Below are 18025 nucleotides of genomic sequence, written 5' to 3'. Positions count from 1 at the left end.
TTAAAACGCGGAATTTAAATCAACATACTCGTAGGCTACCATGTGTGCTTTTAATTGAATAAGAATGTTTTTGCTTCTGGGGTAGGTCATCTCATGTGTCTTCTCTGGAAGAATTTATAGGTATTTATCTGGTTATGACTGTTTCTCGTACAGTTTGCTTGGGATTTTTAGCTGTCATTGTTGTGGGGACTGTCCTGCTGATGATGCCTTTTTCTACTAGCAGTGGTACTTGGAATGACCCAATTGTGGCGTTATTTACTTCCACTTCTGCTGTTTGCGTCACGGGTTTGGCTGTAGTTGACACTGGGACGGATTTTTCTTTTTGGGGTCAGTTGTGTATTCTGCTGTTAGCTCAAATTGGCGGACTGGGGTACATGACAACCACCACTTTTTTAATTATGCTGGTTGGGCGTAAATTTAGCCTGCGCCAGAAAATTGCCATTCAACAAACTTTAGACCGACCAGGAATGCACGGTAGTAGCCAAGTTATCCAGTCAATTATTGCCACTACTATGATTTTTGAAATCACAGGGGTTTTCTTACTTATGCCGGCATTTGTTGCTGATTATGGTTGGGATCAAGGAGTTTGGCTGGCTATTTTTCATAGTGTTTCTGCTTGGAACAATGCGGGCTTTAGTTTATTCTCAGATGGTTTAATCAGATATCAGTCATCTTGGTTAGTTGTTTTCACTATTACCATGTTGATCATTTTTGGCGGCATTGGTTATCAGGTAATATTAGAAACTTATCTTTGGTTGCGCGATCGCCTGCTGAATAAAACCACCAATTTGGTACTTTCCCTTGATTTTAAAGTAGCGTGTAGCACAACTTTAATACTCTTATTCACAGGGACAATTGCATTTTTTATCATCGAAACCAAAAATATAAAAACATTTGGTTCCTTGAATCTACCCACCCAATTCCTGGCGGCTTGGTTCCAATCAGTTACTAGTAGAACTGCTGGTTTTAATGGCATTGATATTGGTCAAATGACATCTGCTGGTTTGTTCATTACCATTGCTTTGATGTTTATTGGTGCTAGTCCTGGCGGTACGGGAGGAGGTATAAAAACCACAACACTGAGAGTGCTAACTAGTTGTACAAAATCAATTCTTCAAGGGAAAGAAGAGGTTTTATTATATGAACGCAAAATAGCAATATCTTTAATTTTAAAAGCTGTTGCTGTTTTAGTTGGTTCCGTAGCCATGCTAGTTTTGTCTACAGTTTTAATTTCCATCACAGACCCGAAATTGAATTTTATTCAACTTTTGTTTGAGGTTGTATCAGCATTTGCTACAGTAGGACTTTCTACTGGGATAACTAGTAGTGTCTCTGTACCAGCCAAGCTGATTTTAATTGTGACTATGTATGTGGGACGTGTGGGTGTTTTACTGCTGATGGCTGCTGTGCTGGGAGACCCGCGCCCTAGTAGAGTTCATTATCCTGAAGAAAATTTACTGGTGGGATAGGTGAAGGGAGAAATAGTTAATGAGGGATTAATCAATCGTTGGCAGTATCATCACCTGATAAAATATGAATGAGTAGGCAGAAAACTAAAACTTTTAACAAATTTTAGTGTAATCCTCTTTACCCTGGTTCCAGGTAGCGAAAATAAGGATAACAAATGTGAATCTGTCATCTATAGGCTTTTTTCGCAGTTTGCGGAAAGATAACCAGCAATTTGCTGTGATTGGGTTGGGTCGTTTTGGTAGATCAGTATGCTCAACCTTACACAAATTAGGTTATCAAGTACTAGCAACAGATGTGGATGAAAAGCTGGTATCAGAAGCATTACGCGACGAGATAGTTGGTCACGCTTTACAGCTAGATTCTACTGAACCCGCAGCACTCAAGGAAGCGGGAATATTTGAATTTGATACCGTGATCATAGCCATTGGTAACTACATTCAAGAAAGTATTATCACTACTTTGAATGTCAAGGAGGGTGGTGTTCCTCACGTGGTGGCTAAGGCTTCTAGTGAAGTTCACCGTAAACTACTCAAGCGAGTGGGTGCTGACCATGTGGTTTTTCCCGAATATGAAGCTGGTTGCGCTTTGGCCCGGTCTCTGACTAAGCCAGCTATTTTAGACCGATTTGATCTTGACCCAGATAATAGTATTGTAGAAATGATTGTGCCTGATGAGTTCCACGGCAAAACTATTTCTGAACTGCAACTGCGTAACCGCTATGGCTTAAATTTACTAGCTGTTAGTCAAGATGGTAAATTTAAAATCAATCCAGAACCCACTAAGCGTTTAGAACGCGGTTCGGCAATGGTGGTGATTGGCCATAACAAGGATATTAATCGCTTGCCGATTTGAATCAAAGATGCTAATTGCACCCAATATGGGTGGACACTGATAAAATGTCTATGGATTTTATGGATTTAATACTTGAAGATTTGGCAGCCATTGATGATAAGCTGTCTCAACGTTACATTGAGCTTGACCCCGGTGGATATTTCATTATTTATGTGGATTCTAAAGCTGGGTTAATTTATGCCAAGCACTACACCAATGTGATTAATGATCACGGTTTAGCCGTTGATCCAAATACAGGGGAGGTAATTCCTGCTAGGGGGAAAGTAGAACGAACTGACACAACGGTTTTTAATGCTAGGACGGCGAAGGAACTTTGTGTGAAGATTTTTGAAGAAACTCAGCCCTGTCCAGTGACTCAGTTAAGCCATGCTTCTTATTTAGGGCGGGAGTTTGTTCGTGCTGAGTTGGCTTTGGTGACGGGGCAGGAGTACGTTCAGGATTAAGCTTCTGTTACGCATTTGGTTTGTATAATCGTAGCGGGCAAGATGCCCGCACTACTTATGATCATAAGTTGAGATGATTCACATTTAGCCGATTAAAAGCTGATTACCCATTAGATGATGGTTGTCTCACCTGGTAAACAAAGTAAGTGGCCATGGGGATAATGGTGGCAGCAATTAAAAGTCCTACTACCCAAGCGGTGGCGCTACCTTTATCAGTATCTTCGGCTTTGGTGAAGGTACTTTCTGCCTGTACTGTTTCTGTAACTTCTGGTGGGCCTGGATCTGGTTCACCAGACAGGACGGCAACTAAGCGATCGCTGGCATTGATAAATGCTTGATTGTATTTGTTGCCATTGCGTAGGGGTATACCCAAAGTTTCTAAAACTACACTTTCGGCGATGGAGTCAGTCAGTAGAGATTTAACTTGCTCACCAGTGACAATAGCAGTACCGTTAGTTACGGTGTCTAGTACCAGCAATATTTGATTAGCTTGTTCTGCTGGTGTGGGAAACCACTTTTCAAACAGTCCCTGAGTAAAACTTTCTGGTGTTTCACCGTAGTCTAGGCGACGAATAGTAATAAATCTTACTTGCTTGCCCGTGGCGTTCGCTAATTTCTCAAAGGAACTACTGATTTTACCTTCATTGACGCGACTAATGATTTCACCTTGGTCTACAACCCAGTCACTATTGGGGGTGAGATTTGGGATTTGATATACACCTGTGGCCAATGCAGGGGCGGTGAATAATGAGCAACCCAAAACTACTATCAGTAAAGGGGTGAATATCTGTATTAGGTGTTTTTTAATACTGAATATTGGCTTAAGCTTCTGTTTCATGAGATAATCTCTTTAAGATGGGCTTGTACCAAAAATACTACAAAATCCAGGTTCAAATCACCTGATTTATATGTTGCTGTGTAAAATACTGATGATATCTCAGCAAGACGGATTTTAAGCTGTTACGCATTGAATTTGTATAACTGTAGGGGGCAGGACTTGTACTGAGGGAATTCATAATATTTCTGCCGAGAGAAAGGGGTCGCAAGCAAAAACCCGGTGCTTATAACCGGGCTTTTGCTTAAGGCAGTGGGGATATGTTCCCCCAAGAGTTATAGAAGTTCTGTATAATTAGCGGTACTAATAGGTAATACCACCACAGCAAGGAAAATTCCGGAAGACTAGGAAAATTTTTTTGAGCAGATTAACTCACCAGGATGAAAGGAGTTTGGTTAGTGCCTACCCAACACCCATTACTCTAGAAAATGTACACTAAATCAATTACTTGAGTCATAAAGAGAGCAATCATGGCATCCATCCGCGAGTTGCACCAACAGCTAATGAAAAAACAACTGTCTGCTGTTGAAATTACCAAACAAGCTTTAGGGCGTATTGAAGCATTAGAACCGAGATTACACAGTTTCTTAGACGTAACGACAGGAAAGGCGTTAGAACAAGCTCGTGCTGTGGATGCTAAAATCGCTGCTGGGGAAGAGGTGGGAATTTTAGCGGGGATTCCCATTGGTGTTAAGGATAATTTGTGTACTAAGGGGATTCCCACAACTTGCGCTTCTCGAATTTTAGAAAATTTTGTGCCACCTTATGAATCAACAGCAACACAAAAATTAATTGATGCTGGAGCGGTGATCATCGGCAAAACCAATTTAGATGAATTTGGCATGGGTAGTTCTACAGAAAATTCTGCCTACCAAATTACGGCTAATCCTTGGGATGTCTCACGGGTTCCCGGTGGTTCTTCTGGTGGTTCGGCGGCGGCGGTGGCGGCTGAAGAATGTGTGGTGTCCCTTGGTACTGATACTGGCGGTTCAATCCGACAACCTGCGGCGTTTTGTGGTGTGGTGGGGATAAAGCCAACTTACGGGCTGGTTTCTCGTTATGGTTTGATAGCTTATGCTTCATCTTTGGATCAAGTCGGATCTTTTGGACGCACGGTGGAAGATACGGCGATATTATTGAATGCGATCGCAGGTTATGATCCCAAGGACTCTACCAGCTTGAAGGTAGAAGTCCCCAACTATGTAGACTGCTTAAAACCAGACCTCAAAGCCAGAAGAAAGCTGAAAATTGGTGTGATTAAAGAAACTTTTGGTACTGGGTTGGACTCTGGGGTTGAAAAAGTTGTCACTAAAGCTATAGAACAATTACAAAGTTTGGGGGCGGAGGTTCATATTATTTCCTGTCCCAATTTCCGTTATGGCGTACCTAGTTACTACATCATTGCGCCGTCGGAAGCATCAGCTAATCTTGCTCGTTACGATGGTGTAAAATACGGCTTCCGTGCTGATGATGCAGATAATTTGCTATCTATGTATACTCGTACTCGTTCGACTGGTTTTGGTGCGGAAGTTAAGCGCCGAATTATGATTGGTACTTACGCTCTTTCTGCTGGTTATTATGACGCATATTATCTCAAAGCGCAAAAAGTCCGTACTCTGATTAAACAAGACTTTGAAAGTGCTTTTAAGATGGTTGATGTGTTAGTTTGTCCTACCACTCCCACCACTGCATTTAAAACCGGTGAAAAAGTTAGTAATCCCCTCAGTATGTACTTGAATGACTTGATGACTATTCCTGTTAATCTTGCAGGTTTACCGGGCTTGAGTTTACCTTGTGGTTTTGATGATCAGGGATTACCAGTAGGATTACAGCTGATTGGTCAGGTGCTGCGAGAAGATCAACTATTTCAGGTAGCTTATGCTTATGAGCAATCCACCAATTGGTTTACGAATCAACCGCAACTGTGAGTGCTGAGTTTTAAGTAGTTGCTTCAGCACAAATTAGATGAAAGTCTTGTAGTGCGGGCATCTTGCCCGCTACTTAATACAATACCGCATACAATACCGCTAAAAATTTACTTCACTTGGGCAAAATTCGCTATAATTCCTAGTGATTAAATTTGAACAAACTGCAATTTTCAATGCGATTCAGTTTCAAGGTGCTACTATCAGTATAAATATTTATTTTCATTGCCTATATTGGTATTTGTCTAGTTTTGTTTTTCCAGCAGTCTCGGTTTATTTTCTTTCCTTCTAGTGTGCTGGAGAGAACATCATACCGTGGAATTATTTAGTACAAGAAAAGCAGATTTCGCCGGAGCAAATTTTTATTTATGGGCATTCTTTGGGGGGAGCGATCGCTATTGATTTGGCGATTAAACACCCAGAAACTGCGGGGTTGATTGTAGAAAGTTCCTTTACTTCCATCCGGGATATGGTGACTTATAGGAACTTATTTCGCATTTTCCCAGTCAATCTGATTTTAAGACAGCGCTTTGAATCGATTAAAAAAGTGCCACATTTAAAGGTTCCAGTGTTATTCATTCATGGTAATGCTGATACAACTGTGCCATCTTTTATGAGCCAACAACTTTATCATGCAGCCCCCGAACCGAAAAAACTGCTGTTAGTGCCTACAGCTGAACATAATAATACAGCTGTTGTTGCTGGTAATGAGTATGTGGAAGCGGTTAGGTCTTTTGTGGAACGAATAAACAGCTACGGGGTGTCAAGTAATAGCTGAAACATTGATTTTGGAGGGATATTGTTAATAGGATGTTAATCATGTATCTGAGAATAAAAGTCAGGCGATCGCCTCACAAATATTGGCTTTAACAGCTTTTTTCCTGCCAAATCAGGCTTGTACATAACTAATAAACTGAGTTTGACCACAGTATTTGTAACTTGATTTGACCAGCAAATAAATATTTTATACAAAATAGTCCGGATAGTAAAATACAAAAACCGGAAAAATGATACAGACATAACCACTTTTTGTCTAAATATCAGGAGCAACTGTAACCATGACCATAACCCCAGTGTATTTGTTGACTATTCCTGGAAATCCTAGTATCAGAATTTCCCTAGATGAATTGCGCTCATTGTTAGGTGAAATTGAAGCTGAACTTCATAGCAGTAAAGTTTATCTTCGTGCAGTGGCTACATCAGAAAAGCTCCTGGGTGCTTCAGCAGAACAAATCAAGATTTTGTTGAAAGCAGTGGGTAGAGAAGCCATTAGTTTGGCATTTCAGCAATTCGCACAAGCAGAAAAACTGACATCCTCCAATGATGTTTGTTCAACAGTTGAACCAGAAAAACCGAGTGATTTAAATATGAAAGTAGAAAAAGAAACTAGGGTCACAGATGGCAAAAGTGATTTATCACAAGAATCCACAGTTTTGTCAGGAAAAACTCCGCCAATAAACTCTACCAGTGCAAAACCCAGAAAATGGTTCCAGACCTATAAAAAACCAATTGCTGCTGAACTGGCCAAGCAAAAAGCAGCCGAACAACGTCAGGAAATTATGTACAGAATCGGTGAACAACTCAAACAAGCTCGTGAGTATCGAGGTCTTTCTTTGTATCAGTTGAATGTTTACACTCATGTACCAATTAACCATATGGAAGCAATAGAAAATGGTAATTTTAATTTATTACCAGAAGATGCTTTGGTACGTGGGTTTATTCGGGCTATGGGCAACGCTCTAGGACTAAATGGCACAAAATTGGCTGCTTCTTTACCAGCAAGCGATCCAATGCAAACAGTTTTACCTTCCTGGTATAATCCTAAAAAGTCTTCTGGGGGTTTGGTAATGGATGTTCGTCCCATACATCTGTATGTGGGTTATACAGCAGTTGTAGCTGGGGCTGTGGGGGGGTTATCTTTAATTTCTCAGCAGGCAAAGACTGACAGGGCTGTAAATCCAAATATGGTAGATTCACCATCTTCGTGTGTTTCCAAATCATCTGAAATATCAGAAGTCAGTGTTAAACCAGGGTTAGGGTCTAGTCATGTTGGTTCAGATATTGCCCCCCCAGAAACTTTTTAAGAGTTAGTTATGATTTAATAACGCTTAAATCTTTATCTAGCAGAGAATTAAGCAGTTTCCATAACTGCAAATCAGTAAAATCTGGAATTGCCATCAATGTGCCAAACTGCTGCAAAACCTGGGGTTCATGGGTGGAAGTTATGCCAATGGTGGAAATACCTGCACCAACTGCGGCGCGAATACCAGAGGGTGAGTCTTCTAAGGCGATGGCTTGCTGTGCGGTAATTCCTAAATTTTGTAAAGCAACTTGATAAGGTTCGGGATCAGGTTTACCTGCTTGACAATCATCAGCTAAAACAATTGTGTGGAAGGCTTGATTGATGCCTAACACTTTGAGCATAAATTCTGCATTCAATCTGGGAGCATTAGTTACCAAAGCCCGTTTTAGCTGATGTGTTTCTGTCCATCCTAGTAGTTGAGTCAATCCACTCATTGGTTGGAGATGGGAGGCCAGTTCCCGGAAAAGAACTTCTTTTTCTTCTGCTAATTGTTCACTTTCGGCTACTGATAAATGTGGCAGAATATCTTTGACAATTTCTGGGTTGATTCGTCCACTAATACGAGATTTGTAAAATTTATCGTCCATTTCAATGTCGTACCTCAGCAGCATTTTTTGCCAAGCTTGGTAGTGTATGGGGTCAGTGTTGACGATAGTACCGTCTAAGTCAAAGAGAATTGCTGCCAGCATGGTTTTTTGGGTAAAGTGTAAATAATTGTTAAGTTAATTTACATAGCTTACATGGTTTTTGTCCTAAATGATGTGGATATGGACAGAATTAAATTGACACTCCCCGTCCTAAAATACATTAAACTAAGCCGGTTAGTCACCTGACCGACTCGTCTCCAAAACCGTACATGAGACTTTCACCTCATACGGATCCTCAGTAGTATGGTTCTTGTCATGAATACCTGCTAAGGCTTGATCAATTCGTTTTTGGATTTTGTAAACGCGACGTTCCAACTGTTTCCAGTTAATCGTGTTCCATTCTACCGTAGTCTTTACACTCGTTTTAGACATATTTCCTACTTACAACCTTATCATCCATACCACCGCGAGTCTGAATGTTAAGAATTGTTTAAGTAAAGTTTTAGTGCGTATGCTGAACAGTTACACTATCTGATAGTGGGTAGCCTAATTCAAATTTCTCAAAGCTAAATTTGAAACGGAGGAACCAAATATTTGGGGCTAATCTTATGAGAGATACCTTCCAATCTTAGCCCGTCAGCTAACTCCGTAGGCAATGGAAGGAACCCCCAACACGTTGGCCATAACACAGTCATGATTGGGGTTTCCTAAGTCAGTTTTAGATTGGTAATGAAAGATCAATCTAAGGTTGAACTTGTAACTCCTGCTTCTCGTTTGTTATTTCTTTTCAGGGATAGAAGTTAAAACTGTGAAAATTAAGCCTAAAATTTTTTCCTTAGAAGCTGCGGCTCTTCAGAATCTGTTCAATGTGGTGAAAAACCCTCCACACCAATCTTTTGGAATGCACAAAATTAGGATCAATAAAGGTAAAACTGTTCCCTACCATAACCAAAGGAATTTTTCAGCCAGCCCTACTTAAGCAAAATTATTCGCTATAAACCAATAAAAAAATCGCTTCGGATGTAAGTAGCTTTTTACGCAGTATTTTTTGACGACAAATAACTGAACAAGTGACAACTTCGGACAAAAACTTGATCAAATAACGATTGTAAATGGCCGAGTCTCGAAAAACTCGAAATAAATGGGGAAGCTCTACCAATGTGAAAACGGACCTACGGGTTTTGGTTATTGACAATGGAATCAATAATCTCATGATTCCATGGCACAAAAATTCAACAACCCTACCGTGCGTTGGTTTGATTTAAGGGTTTGAGTTACCAGATCAAGAAAAGTAAAATCTAAAATTGTGAGTGTAATGCAATGGATAACTGGCAAGCTAATGTTAGTATTATCACTTTTTTGGCTGTAATTTTTCTGATAATGACCGAGTGGTTACATCTAACAATTGCAGCTTTATTAGGAGCCTTGTTACTTATATGTACTAATATCATGACTTTATCGGAAGCTGTTGTTTATATCAGCAACAGTCATGGAACACTAGGTTTGTTTTTTGGAGTAATGGTACTAGTTAGGTCCTTTGAACCCACTCAAGTTTTTGATTATTTAGCAACTCAAATTGTTATCTTAGCTAAAGGAGATGGTAAACGATTACTGCTAGGAATTGTGGGTATAGTTACCCCTATATGTTCAGTATTGCCCAATGCTACTACAGTTATGTTATTAGCACCTTTAATTCCACCCATGGCAAAAGAAATAGGGGTAAATTTTGTTCCTTTACTAATTGTGATGGTGTTGGTTGCTAATAGTGCTGGGTTATTAACATTAGTAGGAGATCCAGCAACTTTCATTGTTGGGGATGCAATCAATATTAGTTTTACAGATTATTTATGGCGATTGAGTTTAGGAGGAGCAATTGCTGTGATTGTCGTAGTGGTAACACTACCCATTTTATTTCGTAAAATTTGGAATAAAAGAATAGATAATCTAGCAGAATTACCACATCCACAAATAAATCACCCCAAAGTTTTAATATTAGGGACGGTGATAGCAGGTTTTGTGTTGCTTTTTTTTGTGATTGGTGAATCATTACCAATACCTATATCACCCGCAACCGTTGCATTATTAGGTGCTGCATTAGCTTTGTTATTATCTCACCACAGCAAAATTGACTCTGTTAATAACATATTGCGCGATATAGATTGGAGTACATTAATATTTTTCATGAGTACTTTTGTGTTAATTGGAGGATTAGAGAAAACAGGAGTGATTAGCGGTTTATCAGGAATATTGGGAAATATGTTAGGTACAAATATTTTCCTGGGTTCTCTATTGTTGTTATTCGTTGTGGGAATAATATCCAGCGTAGTACCTAATATTCCTTTAGTTGTAGCTATGATTCCCTTACTCAAACAGTATCTTGTGGATGTTGGATTAGCATCGACGGAAGTTTTAGGACAAAATTATCAAGGTGAATTTCCTCCAGAAGTTTTACCACTTTTTTATGCAATGATGTTTGGTGCAACATTAGGAGGTAATGGTACTCTCATAGGTGCATCTTCCAACATTGTGGCTGCTGGAATTTCAGAACAGCATGGAAAAAAGATTTCTTTCAAAACCTTTCTCAAGTATGGTATTCCTGTGATGATATTACAACTTCTTACTTCTTCCTTATATGTGTTAGTAAGATTTTTGCTGTAAGTCCGACCATCCAGCCAGTTTCCGGCGCTATATGCAAGAACGTGTCGAGAAACTGCTGGTATATTATAGCTAGACCACGCAAGCTACCGACTATACTTGGACTAGGCTGAGTAGGAATCGCTTGGTACAAGTCATACCCGCCACAATTTACCAATTAAATGCGTAACAGTAAAGCAATTACGGACTAGGTTTATGACGGAGTTTAATATTAGATAAACAAGCTTCTAAATAGGTACAATCTTCGCATTTGGTTTCTTGTCCAGGATTTCCACACCCACAAGCAGGATTGACAAAACAATCAGCAGGATTTCTGGGTGTGGAATATTTCTTGAGTATATAATAATAAGCAGCTTCTTTGAGACAAAAAATAATATCCCGCACCATAAACACTACTAAGTAAAATTTCAGGTTAATTGATTTTGTTATTGTCAAATAATTCACTTTTTCTCGATAGCCACACACCAGCGATGCCATGCTGACATTTGATCTTCCACTACAAATTCATGCTTTTGACAATTAGCAGTCTCAGCCACTATCACTTTTAAGGTTAATGTTTGTGTATTATTAATTAATTGCTGTCCGTAACCAATAACTTTTCCCAGATGTCCTGTTTGTTGATTAATCACATAATCTCCGATGGTGAAACATAACATAAGAGGATGGTTTTTGAAAATGTATACATTATGCTTTGTACGTCCTCATTATCTATGAGCTAGGAGATGAAAACCTCATACCTGGATAGTGTTTTGCTGTCAACCTAAGCAGGATTTTATTTCGCCTAAATTTATTACTTGGGATAGATGATGAAATAATATAATTAATTTAATGTTATTCAACTCTCAGCAGAGTTATTAGATATCCAATAAATTAAAATATCCTTATTCGGTGTAGCCTTTTAGGGAAGTTCCATAACTACTTGTGAAACATTTGTTAGTTGCTAATGTTATCTAAGTAATCCTTCAAGTCAGAAATAGAACTAATGTCGAGTGCGGTTGTATCTTCTTTCCGCATCATTAGTGCGTAGGTGTTGTTAAAACCAAAGGGACTCAGCCAATCCAAATCATACTGTTTTTTGGATTCTTCCTTGACGTAAGTATATACTTGATCTTTATCGTTAATAATCTGGTCGCGAATTTCTGGCTGGGGTTGGAGAATAGTTAATAGTCCCGTTCCTGTATACTCAGGATAAATATCTATATCTCCTTTGAAAAGGGCATTAAAGGCAATTTGTGTGCCACCTAGTCCCGGTTTTAAATCTACATCCAGATTTGTATAATTTTCGATGACAATTCCTAACATTTCTGCTAATATATATTGTTCTGTGAAGTTCTTGGAGGCGATAACTAAATCAGATGAACCGCTTCTTTGAGTGGATGTTTTTAATCCTAATTTTTGCAGAAAATCTCTGGCTACTTGATTAGTTGGCTGTTTTTTCTCATCAACTAAGTAGTTGAGTTCCGCCATAGTTTGGTCAGAAATTTGATTAGTTAACTTGCCTAACACTTCTGTTAGTTGGGGATATTTTCTCAAAGTTTCACCCCTGACTAAGGGTGCTGCATAGTAGGGAGGAAAGAAATTTTTATCATCTGCTAAAACTTGAATATCGTAAGCTTTAATTCTCCCGTCGGTGGCAAAACCACTAATAACATCTACCTGTTTTTCTTTCAGGGCTTGATACATCAGTGCTGGGTCTAACTGACGAGTATTGTCAAAATCTAAATCATAATGTTTGCTTAAGCCAGGATAGCCATCAGCACGCCCCATAAATTCTAAATCAAATCCAACTTGTAATACAGGTTTATTATTAATGGTCACAGCCCATAACAGGGATGCACTTAATAACACTAAGCCTGTAATCAGAATGGGTTTAATTAATTTAGTCACATTTTTTTGCAGGACACCAAGAATAAAATCTAACAGGATAGCTAAACCAGCAGAGGGGATAGCCCCAGCTAGGATCATATCTGTATTGTTGAGGGCAATTCCTTGAAAGATAAATTGTCCTAGTCCACCAGAAGCAATTAAGGCGCAAAGGGTGGCTACGCCAACGTTAGTCACTGCTGCGGTGCGGATACCTGCAAAAATTACTGGGGTGGCTAGGGGTAATTCCACTTTTAACAAAATTTGGGAACTGGGCATACCCATACCTTTGGCTGCTTCTTTAATGGAACTATCTACTTCTTCAATGCCAATAAATGTATTACGGATAATTGGTAGTAGGGCATATAAAAATAAAGCCACAATAGCCGGCGTAAGTCCAATACCCAAGATGGGAAGCATGAAACCTAAAAGAGCTACACTAGGAATTGTTTGGATAACACCAGCTATACTAATTACTTTATTGGCTATTTGTTTATAGCGGGTCAAGATAATGCCGACGACCACACCAATAACTATGGCGATGGATAAGGAAGCTAATGTTAATCCTAGGTGTTGGATGGTTTGTTTGGCAATTTCCTCTCTTGAATTGACCAAAAAGTTCCACAGGTTAGTCATATCAACTTAGGATCAAGAAATAAATGTACATTTTCTGTCTTTAGGCGGAATAATGGTTGCTTAGTGATTTCTTGAATTGGTAAAAAGCACTGAGCAAATTTTCAGAACTGACTATACAAACAGAGGAATTTTCAGAGTTGGTGATTTGGATGAAAGAATTTTTCATGTGTGTTTGGACTTGTTCCAGTACTGTTAACACACTGGTGTTTTCTTCGTATTTGTCACAGTCTCTGGCCAGTGTTTCATTTTTTGACAGCCAGGGGAGTAAATCTTTGAGAGTGGTGACTTGTAGTTCCAGTTGAAATAGATATGCTTGGAAGAAATCACGTACAAAATCATTTTGGGGGTTAAATATTACTTCTTTGGGAGTGCCAATTTGGCGGATTTTGCCTTGATCCATTAAACAAATGCGATCGCACAGGGTGACTGCTTCAAATATATCATGTGTCACCAACACCATAGTTTTATGCAGCAAACTTTCCAACTGTTTAAATTCTTGCTGGATTTGTCGTTTAGTGATTTGATCCAATGCTCCAAAAGGTTCATCAAGTAAGACAATGGGAGGATCAACAGCCAGGGCGCGGGCTAATCCTACTCGTTGTTTTTGCCCACCACTGAGTTCTTGGGGATAACGCTTGGCGAATTTTTCTGGCGGAAGTCCCACCAGTTCCAGTAACTCAGTGGTGCGGCGAACAATGCTTTTTTCCTTCCATTTCAACAAGCGCGGTACAATAGCCACATTGTCTGCCACTGTGTAATGAGGAAAAAGACCAATATTTTGAATGACGTAACCCATACTTTGGCGCAGGAGTTCCGGGCGGCGACGGCTGATTTCCTGTCCAGCAATCAAAATTTGACCTGAATCAGGTTCAATTAAGCGATTGAGCATTTTCAGTGTGGTGGTTTTCCCGCAGCCACTGGTACCGATTAACCCTAGGGTTTCCCCTTCAGCCACGTGGAATGAAATACTATCCACCACTGTCAAATTATTATATTGCTTTGTTAGATTGGTTACATCAATCATCAAATTCAAAAAGAAATAGAAGAAGCTAAAGGAAAGGCAGAAGCAATGAAATTTCAGGCTCAAGAAAAGCTTAAAGCAAAAGTAAGTCTGTTTGTGAGTAATAATCCTTTGAGTTAATTAATAGAATATCTCGAAAAAGCAACGCGATCGCCATTCACTTTACCAACTATCAACCCGCAGACTAACAAAAATGAGGACATTGTACAAGTCTTGCTCGCTACCAACTAAAAAACCCTGAATACCAAAATCTAACATCTGAAATCAGGGGGCGCACTTGATCACGCCCCCCAAAGCACTACACAGAACCAACTAACTCAGGTAAGGACCAACGATCAACCAACTTGCCAAGAATAGACATTTCTCTGGTTAAACAAGCAAACCTCTCAAAACTCAAGGACTGGGGACCATCAGATAAGGCGTGGGCTGGTTGGGGGTGAACTTCAATCATTAAAGCATCAGTCCCCGCAGCAATAGCAGCCATGGTCATGGCAGGAACGTAGTCAGATTTACCTGTACCATGACTAGGGTCTATCATGATCGGTAAATGAGTAAGCGATCGCAAGACAGGAATTACTGATAAATCCAAAGTGTTGCGAGCATACTTATTATCAAAACTTCTAATTCCTCGCTCACAAAGTATCAGATTATGATTACCGGCAGCTAAAATGTATTCTGCGGCCATCAACCATTCGTCAATAGTGGCAGACATTCCCCGCTTCAGTACAACAGGCTTATCTTGAGCGCCCACTTTTTTTAATAGGGAAAAATTCTGCATATTCCGCGCCCCTATCTGAATAATATCAGCCACCTCCGCAACAGCCGATAAATCAGCAGCATCCATCAACTCAGTGATAATCCCTAATCCCGTAGCTTGACGCGCTGCTGCTAGCAGGTCTAAGGCACTTTCTCCATAACCTTGAAAAGAATATGGAGAAGTGCGGGGCTTGTAAGCACCACCCCGGAGAAACTTAGCCCCTCCGGCTTTGACCTGTTTTGCTGTTTCAACAATCATGGCTTCACTTTCCACAGAACAAGGACCAGCCACTAGAACAATAGGATGATGTTCCCCAAACTTCACTAAACCGTTAGGAGTCGAAACCACCACTTCACTAGGTTCCCCATGGCGAAACTCCCGACTAGCTCGTTTAAAAGGCCGTTGTATTCTTAATACCTGTTCTATTGAACTACTTAACTCCTGGACTTGCAGAGTATCAATGATAGAAGTGTCACCAATAACACCTAAGATAGTTTTGTGTTGACCAAGGCTTTTTTCCACCGTCACCGGCCAATTTTCCGTAATTTGTTGACAAATATGATTGACTTCTACTTCTGGTGTACCGTTTTTCAGGACTACAATCATTTTTCTTACCTATACTGAAATTGACAAAAAGCTGAGAAAAAAGACTTGTGAAGCTCTTTTGTGGTGTATGATTGGTGTAATAAATACCATAGCTAAAAATAAACCTACTCTGGTAACTTAACTCAAACCGCCCCACCCTATTGATTTTTAATCATTATCTTCCCCTATACAAAACTGAGGCTTTTAGCTACCGTTTGTACATCCTTATCCCCCCTGCCGGAACAGTTAATTACTATGCGGGGACTTCCTTCAACTTGACGACAAAGAGTTTCCAAATAAGCAAGAGCATGGGCAGTTTCTAAAGCAGGAATAATTCCTTCCAATTGGGATAACCTTTGAAAAGCCTGTAAAGCCTCTTGGTCAGTGACACTGTGATACTCAGCCCGACTAATATCTTTTAAATAACTATGCTCAGGACCCACCCCCGGATAGTCCAAACCAGCACTAATAGAATGGGCTTCAGTAATTTGACCATCGGAACCTTGCAGGACATAACTCATGGCCCCGTGTAAAACTCCCACCTTACCCCTACTTAAAGTAGCAGCGTGTTTATCTGTATCTAGTCCTTCTCCAGCGGCTTCCACACCAATAAGGCGTACTAACGGTTCTTCCACAAACTCATGAAACAAACCAATAGCATTGGAACCACCCCCCACACAAGCCAAGAGAATATCTGGTAAACCTCCCCATTTTTCTTGACATTGGCGGCGAGTTTCTTCACCAATAATAGAATGAAATTCACGCACTATGGTGGGGTACGGGTGGGGTCCGGCTGCGGAACCCAGGATGTAATGAGTATTCTCCACATTAGTCACCCAGTCGCGGATAGCCTCAGAAGTAGCATCCTTCAGGGTTCCCGTCCCAGCTGCGACGGGACATACTTGTGCCCCCATAAGTTTCATCCGAAACACATTTAAAGCTTGGCGTTCTATATCGTGGACACCCATATAAATCATACACTCCAAGCCAAACCGAGCGCACACTGTAGCTGTAGCTACACCATGCTGACCAGCCCCGGTTTCCGCTATAATCCGCTTTTTACCCATACGTTGGGCTAATAAAACTTGTGCCAAAGCATTGTTTATTTTGTGCGCCCCGGTATGATTTAAATCCTCACGCTTTAGATATATTTGCGCCCCCGTTCCATCTCGTTTAGCGTAGTGTTGGGTGAGACGTTGGGCAAAATATAAAGGGCTAGGTCTTCCTACATAGTCTCGTAGCAGTTCCTGTAATTGGGCTTGAAAACTCAAATCATGAACATACTCTTGAAATGCTGTTTCCAATTCACTCAAAGCCGGGATCAACGTTTCGGGTACATATTGACCGCCAAACTTGCCAAATCTACCGGGTGTTTCTGGTATTAATATTGTAGTCATTAGTCATTACTCCTTAGTCATTGGTACACATTATGTAGTGAGAGCATCTTGCTCGCTACCCTTGGAAAAACCCCTACCCACTTACGGTAAGACTTGATTTCCGTACTACTGGGGAAATTGCTGCTTTTAATTGACAACATAGCTTTTCTATGCCTTGTAACCCCACCTGTGGGGTATTTTCTCCTAATTGTTTAACAAAAGCACTGCCCACAATTACTGCATCAGCCCCCCACTGCTTCACTTGTTGAGCCTGTTCGGGGGTAGAAATACCAAACCCCACTCCAATGGCTTTATCAGTTACATTACGGATATTTATTAGTATATTGTGGACACGATTTTCTATTTGCGATCGCATTCCTGTTACTCCCGTCACACTTACCAAATAAACAAACCCCTGAGACTGTGCTGCAATAGCAGCAATGCGCTCTGGCGAACTAGTAGGAGCCACCAAAAGAATCACCTCCACCCCAAAAGCAGAAGCCATTTGTATTAAAAGTTTAGCCTCCTCCAAAGGCAAATCTGGTACTACCAAACCCCGTACCCCGGCAGCAACTATATCTGCCAGAAAAGATTGCACACCGCGATGTAAAATCAGATTGTAATAAGTAAACAAAATTAACGGTGCTTTGATTTCCGGAGTTATTTCCCGCAGCATAGTTAACACTTGACGTAAATTAACTTTCTCCCCTATAGCCCTAGTTGCTGCTGCATGAATTACCGGACCATCAGCCAACGGGTCAGAATAAGGTACGCCTACCTCTATAAAATCCGCCCCATGACGGTCTAAAACACGTATAGCCGCAGCTGTAGTTGTTAAATCTGGGTCACCAGCCATAATAAAAGGAATTAAAGCACACTTTTTCTGACTGCGTAGATTTTCAAAGCAATGAGATATAGTCACCATTTTTTTTTGCAT

General features: G+C 40.3%; 17 protein-coding genes and 1 riboswitch. Of the genes, 7 read left to right on the top strand and 10 right to left on the bottom strand.

The window, feature by feature from the left end:
- The first annotated feature begins 134 nt into the window (after window positions 1–134).
- From NWP17_RS15855 to NWP17_RS15845, 3 genes are all read left to right on the top strand, one after another.
- Entirely contained in the window at window positions 135–1469 is a 1335-nt protein-coding gene (locus NWP17_RS15855) for a TrkH family potassium uptake protein (protein WP_280655835.1), read from the top strand.
- 157 nt (window positions 1470–1626) lie between these two features.
- Window positions 1627–2322 carry a potassium channel family protein gene (locus tag NWP17_RS15850; RefSeq protein WP_280655834.1) on the top strand — a complete coding sequence of 232 codons (696 nt, stop codon included), beginning with the start codon at window positions 1627–1629 and terminating at the stop codon, window positions 2320–2322.
- Between the two features lie 59 nt (window positions 2323–2381).
- Entirely contained in the window at window positions 2382–2765 is a 384-nt protein-coding gene (locus tag NWP17_RS15845) for a DUF4346 domain-containing protein (protein WP_280655833.1), read from the top strand.
- 103 nt (window positions 2766–2868) lie between these two features.
- On the opposite strand, the gene psb32 is transcribed toward NWP17_RS15845, so the two are convergent.
- The gene (psb32, locus tag NWP17_RS15840) at window positions 2869–3603 is read right to left on the bottom strand and encodes a photosystem II repair protein Psb32 (protein ID WP_280655832.1); all 735 of its coding nucleotides are present in this window, start codon (window positions 3601–3603) and stop codon (window positions 2869–2871) included.
- 467 nt (window positions 3604–4070) lie between these two features.
- Between psb32 and gatA the strand changes: the two genes are divergently transcribed.
- The gene (gene gatA, locus NWP17_RS15835; RefSeq protein WP_280655831.1) at window positions 4071–5528 is read left to right on the top strand and encodes an Asp-tRNA(Asn)/Glu-tRNA(Gln) amidotransferase subunit GatA; all 1458 of its coding nucleotides are present in this window, start codon (window positions 4071–4073) and stop codon (window positions 5526–5528) included.
- Between the two features lie 304 nt (window positions 5529–5832).
- A complete protein-coding gene (locus NWP17_RS15830; protein WP_342394016.1) occupies window positions 5833–6303 on the top strand; it encodes an alpha/beta hydrolase in 471 nt (156 codons plus the stop codon).
- A 35-nt stretch (window positions 6304–6338) separates the two neighbouring features.
- Here the strand turns inward: NWP17_RS15830 and NWP17_RS15825 are convergent, their stop codons facing one another.
- On the bottom strand, window positions 6339–6545 hold the full coding sequence (locus NWP17_RS15825) for a hypothetical protein (protein ID WP_280655830.1): 207 nt from the start codon (window positions 6543–6545) through the stop codon (window positions 6339–6341).
- 38 nt (window positions 6546–6583) lie between these two features.
- Here NWP17_RS15825 and NWP17_RS15820 point away from each other — a divergent pair, with 38 nt between their 5' ends.
- Window positions 6584–7609, top strand: a complete 1026-nt coding sequence (locus tag NWP17_RS15820) for a helix-turn-helix domain-containing protein (RefSeq protein ID WP_280655829.1) — start codon at window positions 6584–6586, stop codon at window positions 7607–7609.
- 7 nt (window positions 7610–7616) lie between these two features.
- Here the strand turns inward: NWP17_RS15820 and NWP17_RS15815 are convergent, their stop codons facing one another.
- A complete protein-coding gene (locus NWP17_RS15815; protein WP_280655828.1) occupies window positions 7617–8297 on the bottom strand; it encodes an HAD family hydrolase in 681 nt (226 codons plus the stop codon).
- Between the two features lie 452 nt (window positions 8298–8749).
- Window positions 8750–8865: riboswitch (cyclic di-AMP (ydaO/yuaA leader) on the top strand.
- A 650-nt stretch (window positions 8866–9515) separates the two neighbouring features.
- Between NWP17_RS15815 and NWP17_RS15810 the strand changes: the two genes are divergently transcribed.
- On the top strand, window positions 9516–10853 hold the full coding sequence (locus NWP17_RS15810; protein WP_280655827.1) for an SLC13 family permease: 1338 nt from the start codon (window positions 9516–9518) through the stop codon (window positions 10851–10853).
- Between the two features lie 177 nt (window positions 10854–11030).
- Here NWP17_RS15810 and NWP17_RS15805 read toward each other — a convergent pair whose 3' ends face one another.
- The 7 genes from NWP17_RS15805 to trpA all read right to left on the bottom strand — a co-directional run bounded on the left by NWP17_RS15805 (window position 11031) and on the right by trpA (window position 18013).
- On the bottom strand, window positions 11031–11285 hold the full coding sequence (locus NWP17_RS15805; RefSeq protein WP_425332674.1) for a hypothetical protein: 255 nt from the start codon (window positions 11283–11285) through the stop codon (window positions 11031–11033).
- 5 nt (window positions 11286–11290) lie between these two features.
- On the bottom strand, window positions 11291–11506 hold the full coding sequence (locus NWP17_RS15800) for a hypothetical protein (protein ID WP_280655826.1): 216 nt from the start codon (window positions 11504–11506) through the stop codon (window positions 11291–11293).
- 277 nt (window positions 11507–11783) lie between these two features.
- Window positions 11784–13349, bottom strand: coding sequence for an ABC transporter permease/substrate-binding protein (locus NWP17_RS15795; RefSeq protein ID WP_280655825.1), 1566 nt, complete (start codon window positions 13347–13349; stop codon window positions 11784–11786).
- Between the two features lie 40 nt (window positions 13350–13389).
- Complete coding sequence (locus NWP17_RS15790) at window positions 13390–14325, bottom strand: ABC transporter ATP-binding protein (RefSeq protein ID WP_280655824.1); 936 nt, start codon at window positions 14323–14325, stop codon at window positions 13390–13392.
- Window positions 14326–14668: 343 nt separating this feature from the next.
- On the bottom strand, window positions 14669–15733 hold the full coding sequence (aroF, locus tag NWP17_RS15785) for a 3-deoxy-7-phosphoheptulonate synthase (RefSeq protein WP_280655823.1): 1065 nt from the start codon (window positions 15731–15733) through the stop codon (window positions 14669–14671).
- Between the two features lie 164 nt (window positions 15734–15897).
- Complete coding sequence (gene trpB / locus NWP17_RS15780) at window positions 15898–17109, bottom strand: tryptophan synthase subunit beta (protein WP_280655822.1); 1212 nt, start codon at window positions 17107–17109, stop codon at window positions 15898–15900.
- A gap of 73 nt (window positions 17110–17182) precedes the next feature.
- Window positions 17183–18013 (bottom strand): tryptophan synthase subunit alpha, encoded by an 831-nt coding sequence (gene trpA / locus NWP17_RS15775; protein WP_280655821.1) that lies wholly within the window; start codon window positions 18011–18013, stop codon window positions 17183–17185.
- Between the last annotated feature and the right edge of the window lie 12 nt (window positions 18014–18025).

The sequence above is a fragment of the Chrysosporum bergii ANA360D genome (genome assembly GCF_029891735.1).
GTDB lineage: Bacteria > Cyanobacteriota > Cyanobacteriia > Cyanobacteriales > Nostocaceae > Umezakia > Umezakia bergii.
The sequence above is the reverse complement of the archived record's forward strand: the minus strand, read 5'-3'. Positions and strand labels throughout refer to the sequence as shown.